The organism is Nocardia sp. NPDC051911 (assembly GCF_040681035.1).
In the GTDB taxonomy this organism is placed as follows: Bacteria; Actinomycetota; Actinomycetes; order Mycobacteriales; family Mycobacteriaceae; genus Nocardia; species Nocardia sichangensis.
Genome location: NZ_JBFAXY010000014.1, coordinates 1 through 8376, shown reverse-complemented (window position 1 = coordinate 8376; position 8376 = coordinate 1). Strand labels below are relative to the sequence as shown.

The following is an 8376-nucleotide window of genomic DNA, read 5'->3' as shown; positions in this document are numbered from 1 at the left end:
GCGGAGGTACGCCTAACCGCGGGCGATGGCGCTGATGAGAGTGCGCTCGCCGTCCTTGGTGGTGGTGACGATCTGCGGATTGTAGGTCACCGGTTGCTGTCCTGGGCGGTGCTCGGTGATCACCACGATGTACTGGCCCGCGAAGGCGCCGGGACTGATCGCGACACAGTGGGTGGTGCCCGTCGGAATGCTGTCGATGCCGCGCTGGATCGCGTCGGCTGCTTGTACGGCGGCGTCCGCGGTGGTGGTGGCGCGGACCTGCTCGCCGGACCGGTCCACGTAATAGGCGTGCTGAAAAGCGAAGATCACCGCGGGACCGGAGTCGAATCCGCCGACGCCGTTGCCCTGGATCCGGTTGCCCACCCGCTCGGCGGGGCACTGCGCGGTCGGTGCGGCGGGCGTGGTGGCCTGCGCGGACGGAACCGGTGCGGCGGCCTGCCGATCGGGGCCGCCGGTCCCGACCAGCACATAGGCCACGAGGGCCAGCGCGGCGATACCGAGTATGCCGAGCAGTGGCACCACCCATCGCCGTGAACGCGGCGCGGGCGAGCGGTCGATCAGCCCGGCGAATTGGTCCTCGTACAGCTCCGGTTCGGGTTCCGGCGGCTGCGCGGGTTCGGACGGCGGCACGGGCGGCCGATTCACCCACGCGGCCCACTCGCCGCGGTAGTCCTCGCCGGACGGCGCCTGTACCGGCCGCTCGGCGCTGTAGGGATGCCCCCGGTCGTATCCGGGTCGTGCGCTCATCTCCGGTCGATCCATCGCCCCACCCTTCATCAGGTCCCCGTCAGATTAACCGCATCGTCCCGAGCCGGGAACGCCCTGCCGCGTTCACAATTGAGCCGTCCCGCCCCTCGGAGGGTACCGCCCGGTACGTCGATCCGGCGCACGTGTGCCGCGCCGTCCCCGCCCGGCTCGCTGATTCGCGCCGACCGCCACCGAGTCGCACGACGCCGTTTCGCGGCGCCGAGAGTGCGAGCGCCGTTGCCCGAGAGACATTTCGGGAAGCGGTACTACCGCAGTAGATCCAGCCATTCGTGCTCGGGATAGTGGTCGGTCACGTAGGTCCGCACCACCGCGCGCTGTGCGGCGCTCAGCTCCGGCCAGGTCCGCTCGAGATCCACGCGGTCTTTCGGCCTGCGCTGCTTGGCCTTGAAGATCAGCACCAGCTCCGGGTTGAGGTATCGGATGCCGTCGTCGGCGATCCAGGTCACCTCGTCGAGCGGTGCGACCATGGAGCGATCGCGCCGGTTGACCCATGCCCCGTCCTGTCCCGGATTCAGCAGAAGGTCGATCAGCCACGGGGATCGAGCGTTCGCGCGCAGCCACACCTGATCGGCGCTCTCGGCTACGTCAGGGTAGCGCTCGTCGACGGGGCGGATGCCGTCCGGGCCCGCCGACCAGATGTGCAGGCGGCCGCGCGCGGCGGTGCGCAGGGCGGGCAGATCGGCACGGAACATCGCCACGTCCACGTCGCTGTGCCGCCGCCGGGTGCCGGTGCAGGCGTCGATCGCCCAGCCTCCCGCGATCCACCAGGGAGCGTCGATGTCGCCGAGTATCTCGCCGACATCGCCCGGCGTGACGAATGCCCACGGGCCCCAAAGATCTTGGAAATCGGCTTCTTTCGTGTCACGAGGCGGCGGGATCGGAAACTCGCGCAACGGTGGCCCTCCCTCGGGTACGTCTTCCGAACGCTACTCGGAGGAGGGCGCCGTTCACCAATGCGTGACGACCGGGTCGCCGACGCCGATCGTGTGATAGACCCATTCGGCGTCGTCGGGAGCGAGGTTGATGCAGCCGTGGCTGACGTTCGAGTAACCTTGCTGGTCCACCGACCACGGAGCCGAGTGGATGAAAACACCGCCCCACGTGAGCCGTTCGGCGAACTCGCCGTTGATGATGTAGCCTTCCGGCGAACTCAGCGGAATGCCGATGGTGCGGGAGTCGAACACGACGGACCGGAATTTCTCCAGAACCGGCCATGTGCCGGTGGGCGTTTCGTATCCGGGCTTGCCCATCGAGGCGGGCATCGTCCGGACGACGGTGCCGCCGACGGTGAGCGTGAACGTGTGCGCCGACATATTCGCTTCGCCGAAAACGCCTGCGTTGGTGGTGAATTCCGTGCGCACGCCGCCGACCGAGACGAGGATGTTCGAACCCGCGGGCAGGAACCCGGTGGGCGTCCACGTCACTTCGCGATCGTCGGTCCACGCGAATGTGCCCGGCAGTGGCCGGGTCGTTCTGATGTCGATGGATTGTTCCGTCTGCGCGCGATTCGCGACAGGTGCGGCGAAACGAACGGTCACGGGCTGGGCCACGCCCACCACCTGGCCGTTCGAGGGTCCGATCGCCGCCACCGCGGGCGTCGACGGCTTTCCGATCATCGTCGCTGTCGCCGCGCCCGACCCGAACGCGGCCAGTGCCACGATCACGGTCGCGAGGAACAGGTACCGAATGGCGCTCCTCATGGCGTCCACCCCTTCGAGCTGGTGTGGTAGGCAAGAGACAGTCTAAGCCCCCATGATCAACTCGGCCACGGATAGAACTTGGTCCGTGGTCCAGTTGTGATCCGGGGACACGCCCACCACTGAGCGCTTACCCCGCGGGGTCGCGTCGAAACGGGCACACGTACCGGTACCAGGGCTCCGGCTAGGGTCAGCGCGCGCCGCCGACGGGCAGCGGTTCCGGCGCGGCCGCCGCTCGCGCGTCGAAATCCGCTCGGGCGGAGAGGATCCGGTCCTGGTGCTCGACGGCCCAGATGCCCATGGCATGCGTGATCGCGCCGATGCTCGCGCCGAGTTCGGTGAGCGAGTACTCCACGCGGGGCGGCACCGTGGGGTAGACCGCGCGGTGCACCAGCCCCTCGCGCTCCAGGGCGCGCAGCGTGCGGGTGAGCATCTTCTGGGTGATGCCGTCCAGGCGGCGGCGCAGCTCGTTGAAGCGGATCGGCCCGCCGTGGCCGCGCAGCACGCCGAGCACGAGCATCACCCATTTGTCGGCGAGCACGGTCAGCACTTCTCGTGCGGGGCAGCGGTGCAAGTAGTTGTCGACCAGGCTGCCGGCCGCGGGCCGGTCACAGGCAGTATCCATTGGGTACCTCGGTATCAAGAAGGTGCCTTCTTTCCGAAAGGTACCACGAGTGGCCAGAATCGGTGCATGCTCGCAATCACGCAATACGCGTTCGGTGGCCCGGAAGTGCTCCAAGTGGTCGAGGTGGATCGGCCGCGGCCGGGTCCGAAGGAGGTGCTGGTGCGGGTCGCCGCGACCAGCGTCAACGCCGCCGACTGGAAGGTGCGCGCCGGGCTGGTCGGGCGGCTCGGCGATCCACCGCTGACGCTGGGGCTCGACGTGTCGGGTGTCGTGGCCGAACTCGGACCCGGTGTGGACCGGTTCGCGGTCGGTGATCCGGTATACGGCATGGTCTTCGGCGGCGCGAACGCGGAATACGTTGTGGCGCAAGCGCACGCCCTGGCGCCGAAGCCGAGGAACCTCGACCTGGTGCACGCCGCGGCGCTGCCGACGGCGGCGCTGACCGCGTGGCAGGCGCTGGCCGCGCTCGGAGCGGGGCAACGCCTGCTGGTGCACGCCGCCGCGGGAGGCGTCGGGCATCTGGCGGTGCAGATAGCCCGGCATCGGGGCGCCTACGTGATCGGCACCGCACGCGCGGTCAACCACGAATACCTGCGCGGACTCGGCGCCGACGAGGTGATCGACTACACCGCGGTCGATTTCGGCGCCGCGGTGCGCGACGTCGACGTCGTGCTCGACCTGGTCGGTGGAGCGTACGGTTCTCGCTCGGTCCCGGTGCTCCGGCCCGACGGCAGATTGATCGACACGCAGGGTTCGGATGCGGAAGCCGATCCGCGTTACGAGCGGTTCTATGTCGAACCGTCCGGGGTATCGCTGCGCGAGATCACCACGATGGTCGAGCGCGGTCATCTGCGCGCGACCATCGACCAGGTGCTACCGCTCGCGGATGCCGCGAAGGCGCACGAACTCAGCGAGTCCGGACGGGTGCGCGGCAAGATCGTGCTGGTCGCTTGGAACCCGCCCGCCTGACGGGGCCGGGCCGCGGCCCGCGCGAGCGAGTCAGCGGCGAACGGCGTGCACGACGTCGGCGTGCAGGGCGTCCGCCCGCGCGGTGAGCTCGTCGATCCGCACCAGGACCGCGGCGAACCGGTCGCCCTCGGCGGCGGGCAGCGACGCCACGTTGATCTCGATGTTGAGCTGCGAGGAGGTCGCGGCGGCGCGGCAGGCGTCGGCGGCCGCGCCGATGTCGGTGACGACGTTCGGATTCCCGATCGGGAACAGCTCCGCCGCCAGCGACAGCACCTCGTCCGCCTCGTCGACGACGGCGGCGGGCACGCGGGCGGCCTCGATCAGCGCGTCGTTGATCGCCGCGGTGCGGGCGGCGAGATCCTCCGGGGTGTCCTTGGGCAGCTTGTAGGCGGCGCCGACAGCCGTGAACGCGGCGGCGTCGGCGTCGGCCAGCGCGAGAGCGCGCTCGCGGGCCGCGTCGGCGGCCTCGATGATCCGATCGACCACCGGCCGGTTCTCGGCGTCCTTGGCGCGGGTGGTGTATCGCGCGACCATCGCGACGAGCGCGGCGGCCTGCGCGGCGTGCAGCGCGGCCACCGCGCCGCCGCCCGGTGCGGGAATCTTGGCGGCCAGATCGCTCAGGTACTGCGCCAGGGCGGCCCCGCCGAAGGACGGCGCAGTTTCCGTGGACGACGAGCTGGTCTGCGACACGAGGGTGTTGCCTTTCGTTTACGGCGAGGATGGTCTACGAGTAGACGCTACCCCGTGCCGCCGGTCGTACGGTCGTGACCACGCCTTGCCGGGCCTTCCCCTGTGGCCGGTGCGCGGCCCGAGCGTACCCGCCGTTATGTTGAGTGCCATGCGCATCGGATTGAGCATCAACTACTCGGGGGGCTTCAAAGAGGCGGCGGCCGAAGTCGCCGACCTCGAGCGGGCGGGCCTGGACATCGTGTTCGTGCCCGAGGCGTACTCGTTCGACGCGGTGAGCGCGCTCGGTTACCTGGCCGCGAAGACCACGCGCCTGCAGTTGGCCTCCGGCATCCTGCAGCTCTACACGCGTACCCCGAGCCTGACCGCCATGACCGCGGCGGGCCTGGACTTCGTCTCCGACGGACGGTACGTGCTCGGGCTGGGCGCGTCGGGTCCGCAGGTGATCGAGGGCTTCCACGGCGTGCCCTATGACGCGCCGATCGGCCGGACCAGGGAACTGGTCGAGATCTGCCGGAAGGTCTGGCGGCGCGAGCGCCTGGAATACCAGGGCAAGTACTACCAGATCCCGCTGCCCGCCGAACGGGGCACCGGTCTCGGCAAGCCGCTCAAGCTGATCAACCACCCGGTGCGTGAGCGCATTCCGGTGCTGCTGGCCGCGCTCGGACCGAAGAACGTGGAACTGGCCGCCGAGATCGCCGAGGGCTGGCAGCCGATCTTCTTCCTGCCGGAGAAGGCGAAGGATGTGTGGGCGGACTCGCTCACCGCGGGTCTGGCCAAGCGCGACCCCGCCTTGGGCGACCTGGACGTGTACGCGGGTCCGGCCCTGGCCATCGGGGACAACGTCGAACCGCTGCTGCAGTTCGTGAAGCCTCATCTGGCGCTCTACATCGGCGGCATGGGCGCCAAGGGCAAGAACTTCTACCACACCCTGGCCACCAAGTACGGCTACGGCGCCGAGGCCGACCGCATCCAGGAGCTGTATCTGGCGGGGGAGAAGGAGGCCGCGACGAAGGCGGTCCCGGACCAGCTGGTCCGGGACATCTCCCTGGTCGGCTCGGCCGGATACGTCAAGGAGCGGGTCGCGGCCTTCAAGGAAGCCGGCGTGACGGTCCTGAACGTCGTTCCGATGGCGGCCACCGCCGCCGAGCGCGTCAAGCTGATCGAACAGCTGCGCGAACTGGCCTGAGAAAGGCGCTGCCGCCGTCGACGGGTGCGACGGCGGCAGCGGCACGCGTCATCTCTGCTGGAGCGCCGCCAGCGCGGCGTCCAACGTCGAATGCAGCGCGAAGACCTGATCCAAACTGGTCATCTTCAGTTGCCGACTGGTCGCCGGGCCCTCGGCGACGACGGCGATCGCGGTGGTCGAGCCGGCGCGCTGGTGGGCCGCGACGAGCGTCGCCATCCCCGCCGAGGCGAGGAAGCTGACCGCGGTGAGGTCGATGATCAGGGCCGCGGGCTTGCCGCTGAGAATGGCATCGATCGCATTCTCCAGTGCGGGCGCCGTCGCGAGATCGACCTCGCCGGCCACCGTCAGCACCGTGGCGCCGTCGTGGGCCGCGACCGTGGTGGTCATCGTGTCCGCGAGGGGGTACGCGTCTCCGGAAGTGTTGGTCACAACTCCACGACACACAATCCAGCGCGAATATGCAACCGCAGTGTGTTCATGCTGCGACACATTACACGGTCTTGGGGGTAGATTCGGCCCCGGGGTGGCGGTCCGGCGCACCGCACCGACCGGGCTCGGTGCGTGCCCATCGCGGCCTGGACGGCCGATCGCGCGTCGCGAGGGGGTGCGGCTCACCGGTCAGGACCGCTACCGCGGTGGCCAGCTCGGCGATCGAGGCACCGGTGTAGGTGAACGTCGCCATCCCGCGCGCCGGGCTCGCGCTGTGGCCGGCGAAGGCGCGCGCGACCGCCATGCCGAACTCACGCTCCACCCACGTCAACGTGGTGTGGCGGATCCAGTGCGCGCTGACCCCGAGCGCCGCGGCCCACGGCAGACGCGCACGCAGCCGGGCGGTGAGGGTGTCGTGGCGGCGCCGCCCGATCGGACGCCCGCCGCGGTAGCGCAGCACCCGATCGGTGGTCTGCGCGCCGCCGCGCTGGGCGGCGTGCTCGACCAGCCGCCGCATCAGCGTGGGAGAGACCGGATGCCAGCGCACCACCCCGCCTTTCTCCCGGAGCCGGACCAGGCAGTCGGCGACGTTCAAATCGGCTAGCGCGAGCCGGATCACCGCACCGCGCCGGCACGCGGTCTCGATGTGCAGGCGCACGATAAGGGCATCCAGGGCCGGGTCGTTGCCGGTGGTGGCGGCGATGTGGGCGAGTTCGAGGACCTGATCGACGGTCAGCGCATGGCGCAGTCCGGGTAATGCGGCCGGGCGGGGCACGACCGCTGCGGGGTTGTCGCGGTGCTCGATCAGCCGGTCCCGCTCGGCGTAGGAGTAGAGGCAGCGAAACGCGGACACGAAATGCGCGACCGCGGCGTGCCCATCGCGGGAGTTCGCCCGGACCACGACATTGTCCCGGTGCCCCTGTACGAGCCGGCCGATCTCGGTCGCGGACGGCTCATCGAGCCGACGCTCCGGCCATTCGCGTTCGATGATCCGCCAGTAGGTGTCGTAGTTGGCGACCGTCGTCGCCGGCACCGCCGCCCGCACGACCGGAATCCACGCGGCGAACGTCGGCACCTCCGCGCCCGTCCCGGCCCCGAGATCATCGACGGTCAGCCCCATCCGCTCGAGCAGATGCCGCGCCGCGGCCAGGTCATCGATATCCATCGGCCGGCTCCCACAGATCCGGACTATGCGCATACACCGCGCCGGCGACGGCGGCCATCGGAAAGACCAGCAGCCTTCCGCGGTCCAGCGCCGCGATCAGCAACACGCGATCCCCGGCGAACAGGTGACAGCCGTGGCGGACCGCCGCCGGTAGATGCAGGTAGCCTCGCGGACCGATCGGCCACCGCCCGCCCTCGGCGGGTCTCACGACCGCGATGTGACGGTCGACCCCGACCTCGACACACTGCCCGGGCCCCCAGCCCAACGCGCGTAGCGCCGAGCGCTCGCCGATCCGGCCCCGGGAATCGAGCGCTGACACAGAGCAATGGATACGGCCGATCGGAACATCCGAAATCGCCGGCGGAAACTCGAAAGGCAGTCCCCGGGGCCAGTCATCGGCGGCGGCTGACGGATAGAAACTATCGAACTCGGACGTCATCGCCCGGCTCGACCGTTCGAATACGTCCTCGAAGGAAAGCCAGGCACGCGGAGAAGTTCGGCCGAGCCGACCGCGAAAGAGCACATCAGGTCACCTATCTCGGACCTGCCTGCGAATTCTCCCGATACCTAGTATAAGTCATCTGAGATCGCGCTTCAGAATGCGTGTGCCTGCGCGTCGATCCGGTCGAGTATCAGCAGTTTGGGGAGTGTCGGGTAACGGCTCTGCCTCAGTTCCTGTGGTGATCCAGCTATGCCAGCAGGATCCGTCCGGTGGCGGAGTAGCTCGTGCAGCAGGTTCAGGCCGCCGGTATAGCCGAGGGCTTTGATCTCGTGGAACAGATGCAGCACCGCGACGCCGGGCTCCTCGGTGCGGCGGTGGCGCAGGTGGTGGCGGTAGGGGTTCGAC

General features: G+C 69.5%; 10 protein-coding genes and 1 pseudogene. 2 read left to right on the top strand and 9 right to left on the bottom strand.

From position 1 onward, the window contains the following. Positions 1-12: 12 nt before the first annotated feature. The 4 genes from AB0L97_RS18815 to AB0L97_RS18800 form a co-directional block, all read right to left on the bottom strand. A complete protein-coding gene (locus AB0L97_RS18815) occupies positions 13-747 on the bottom strand; it encodes a hypothetical protein (protein ID WP_364431023.1) in 735 nt (244 codons plus the stop codon). Positions 748-1013: 266 nt separating this feature from the next. Then, positions 1014-1661 carry a hypothetical protein gene (locus tag AB0L97_RS18810; protein WP_364431020.1) on the bottom strand — a complete coding sequence of 216 codons (648 nt, stop codon included), beginning with the start codon at positions 1659-1661 and terminating at the stop codon, positions 1014-1016. A 54-nt stretch (positions 1662-1715) separates the two neighbouring features. Further along, positions 1716-2468 carry a L,D-transpeptidase gene (locus tag AB0L97_RS18805; RefSeq protein ID WP_355077411.1) on the bottom strand — a complete coding sequence of 251 codons (753 nt, stop codon included), beginning with the start codon at positions 2466-2468 and terminating at the stop codon, positions 1716-1718. 187 nt (positions 2469-2655) lie between these two features. After that, complete coding sequence (locus tag AB0L97_RS18800; RefSeq protein WP_364431016.1) at positions 2656-3090, bottom strand: helix-turn-helix domain-containing protein; 435 nt, start codon at positions 3088-3090, stop codon at positions 2656-2658. Positions 3091-3156: 66 nt separating this feature from the next. Here AB0L97_RS18800 and AB0L97_RS18795 point away from each other — a divergent pair, with 66 nt between their 5' ends. After that, positions 3157-4059 carry an NADP-dependent oxidoreductase gene (locus AB0L97_RS18795; protein WP_364431013.1) on the top strand — a complete coding sequence of 301 codons (903 nt, stop codon included), beginning with the start codon at positions 3157-3159 and terminating at the stop codon, positions 4057-4059. A gap of 30 nt (positions 4060-4089) precedes the next feature. Here the strand turns inward: AB0L97_RS18795 and AB0L97_RS18790 are convergent, their stop codons facing one another. After that, a complete protein-coding gene (locus AB0L97_RS18790) occupies positions 4090-4749 on the bottom strand; it encodes a cyclodeaminase/cyclohydrolase family protein (RefSeq protein WP_355077416.1) in 660 nt (219 codons plus the stop codon). A gap of 148 nt (positions 4750-4897) precedes the next feature. On the opposite strand from AB0L97_RS18790, the gene AB0L97_RS18785 reads away from it, so the two are divergent. Then, positions 4898-5935 (top strand): LLM class F420-dependent oxidoreductase, encoded by a 1038-nt coding sequence (locus AB0L97_RS18785; RefSeq protein WP_364431009.1) that lies wholly within the window; start codon positions 4898-4900, stop codon positions 5933-5935. Between the two features lie 48 nt (positions 5936-5983). Here the strand turns inward: AB0L97_RS18785 and AB0L97_RS18780 are convergent, their stop codons facing one another. The 4 genes and pseudogenes from AB0L97_RS18780 to AB0L97_RS18765 form a co-directional block, all read right to left on the bottom strand. Further along, positions 5984-6322: an STAS domain-containing protein gene (locus tag AB0L97_RS18780; RefSeq protein WP_364431340.1), complete on the bottom strand. Its 339-nt coding sequence runs from the start codon at positions 6320-6322 to the stop codon at positions 5984-5986. Positions 6323-6425: 103 nt separating this feature from the next. Continuing rightward, entirely contained in the window at positions 6426-7529 is a 1104-nt protein-coding gene (locus AB0L97_RS18775; RefSeq protein ID WP_364431006.1) for a site-specific integrase, read from the bottom strand. Then, complete coding sequence (locus tag AB0L97_RS18770; protein WP_364431003.1) at positions 7516-7968, bottom strand: hypothetical protein; 453 nt, start codon at positions 7966-7968, stop codon at positions 7516-7518. The genes AB0L97_RS18775 and AB0L97_RS18770 overlap by 14 nt, the downstream gene beginning before the upstream one ends. Positions 7969-8123: 155 nt before the next feature. Then, positions 8124-8376, bottom strand: a pseudogene (locus tag AB0L97_RS18765) (hypothetical protein); the annotation flags it as partial.